A 1,854-nucleotide genomic window follows, 5' to 3' on the forward strand; every position below is an offset into this window, starting at 1 on the left:
TCATCGACGCATGCTGCGATGCCTGGAACCGCGCCACCAAAGATCAAGCCCGCATCCGGTCCCTCTGCAACTATCCCTACATCAAAGCGGTCAGTTCATGAGCTGGTCGGTATTATTCTGTGGGTAGGCGATGGATGCAGCAATGCAAGCGCTCGCCCATCCCCCCAAAATGCAACAGGTGGCACGCGTTTCCGTTAGGGCAGATCGTGCTATGATCAGACGGCCGCGGCGAGCCTCCCTCACTGCGACATGCCCGGCAGCGTTGGTTCTGGGACCTTCGCCGGACCACTTGTCCCCAGCATCGCCTCAATGCTGCGGACGGTATGTCGTGCGGGACGAATCCCCCGTTCGACAGGCCCGACAGCGAACCTCCGGCACACGTGCTGCGCTGTCGGGCCGCCATCTTCTTGAAATAGTCGACGTGCTACTCTTCCGGAGTCGCGGCGGACGGCCACCTCGCCAGCGATCAGGCCCGGCAGCGTTCCAGCCTGACCTGGGATGCTGCCGGGCCGACTTCACCTACGGCCTGGCATCGTGCTATTGAAAGGTACTTGCGGCGTAGGAAGGCTCCTGCTGCGACCAGGCCCGGCAATGGTGCGTGTTCCGACGCCTTCTGCCGGGCCGCCCTACTCCATCATCGGTCACCTGCTGCCCGCCTTGCCAAATGATGGTCGGCGGCTGCCAGATAGAATGTACGGGCTGGTCGCGGGCGCGACGGGCGCCAAGTGTTGATCGACGAAGGTCAATCCCAGCTATGGTCCAACGAGGGGCAGCAGTGGCGCCGGTAGAGCCCACGTCAGAACCGAAAAGCCATCGACACGCGTCGGATGGGGCGCACCGGTCCAACCGTATTCACGAAATAGTCGTAGCTCATCATCCGCCCGCCCCGCGACGAAATGAAGGCTCGTGCGTTCTCCTGCCAATGGACAACCATGTGACAACCGATCCGAAGATGCCTCCGCCCGTCGCCGGTACAAACGGCTCCGCAAACGCCACGGCATTGAAAGACACGAATGCTCAGCCTCGAGACGAGAGCATCGGTCAGTCAGCTAGCGGCTCACCCGACGAAACTCGCACTCTGTTTGAAGTTTGAAGCAGGCTCGAACGAGGAAGCGCGGCTCGTCGACGCTGTAATCGAAGCCGAAGCACTGCCGGATGGCTCCAATCCAGAAATGCCGTACGACGTCGATCGCGCGCTAGAGCGAACAGCGGTAAAGCCGAGAGGCTAGTGGAGACTCTTCTGCTACGTAGGCAGCCGTCCATCCCCAGAAGCCCCTGGTCCGCCGTTCCGGTGCAACCGCACGATGATCTGTCGTCGCGATTCGAGCTTGAGAACGCCGACACCCGCGAGAAGGCGATCCGCCTCTGCAGGAAATCGCCCGCCACCCCCATTCGGCCGCCGCGCGCTCCGACAGCGCCCAAGTGATCGACGAGTTGCTCCGCGCCACCGGCTATGCTGACGTGGCAGGTGCTTGGAACGTGGTGAGCCGGGAGTGGGATTTATGCCTGATAAGCGCGTCGAAAACCTGAAAAGGTGGATGCGGCATTTTCAGGAGCAACGGGATTGGCTGCTTTCTCTCGACTGGGCGGACGACAGAGGCGGCGCACAACAGACTGCGGATGAGATCGCCAAGACGATCGCGCTTTATCAAAAGCTGATCGAGAGGCGGCAAACCCAGATCTCAGGGCATGACTGACCCGAACGCAATCGACACCCTCGGAAAGCTGGTCGACAACGAGATGGGGTCGTGTCCCCACAGGTGGTGTAGCTCGGCGATAGCGTCGCCAATCTCGTCCGCGCCTTTCATCGCGCTGTAGGACGAGATTGGCGGCGCGGTGGTCACCAGCGGTTTC

The 1,854-nt window shown here is 61.7% G+C and carries 1 protein-coding gene; it reads left to right on the forward strand.

The annotated features are described in order from the left end of the window. Positions 1-1,502 precede the first annotated feature (1,502 nt). On the forward strand, positions 1,503-1,697 hold the full coding sequence (locus tag VQ042_RS25440; RefSeq protein WP_331823026.1) for a hypothetical protein: 195 nt from the start codon (positions 1,503-1,505) through the stop codon (positions 1,695-1,697). Positions 1,698-1,854 lie beyond the last annotated feature (157 nt).

It is taken from the genome of Aurantimonas sp. A2-1-M11, assembly GCF_036549475.1.
GTDB lineage: Bacteria > Pseudomonadota > Alphaproteobacteria > Rhizobiales > Rhizobiaceae > Aurantimonas.